The following is a 275-nucleotide window of genomic DNA, read 5'->3' on the forward strand; positions in this document are numbered from 1 at the left end:
ACTGCATACGGAGCCACCAACGACCTTTCAAAAAAAGCACTGCTGGAAATGGCAAAGTCCGTCGGAAAAGCCGTGAGGGCTAAAAACGCGGACGTAAAAAAAATAACGCTGGTTGAGATGGCTCCGGAATCTCCATCGATGGTCAAGCATCATCCATCCGGAGTCAAACTCGAAGAGAAATGCGAGATAGTCAAGAGGGCCAACGAAACGGCGTGGAGCGCAGGCACCGCGATATGTCAGGTTAAAATAACCTACAGAGACGCAGTGCGTAGGAT

At 50.2% G+C, this 275-nt stretch carries 1 protein-coding gene; it reads left to right on the forward strand.

The annotated features are described in order from the left end of the window. Nucleotides 1-275, forward strand: a 275-nt coding sequence (locus FQ668_RS28825; RefSeq protein ID WP_218570897.1) for a hypothetical protein, incomplete at both ends; no start/stop codon positions are given.

Source organism: Pseudomonas sp. Kh14 (assembly GCF_900291005.1).
Lineage (GTDB): Bacteria > Pseudomonadota > Gammaproteobacteria > Pseudomonadales > Pseudomonadaceae > Aquipseudomonas > Aquipseudomonas alloputida.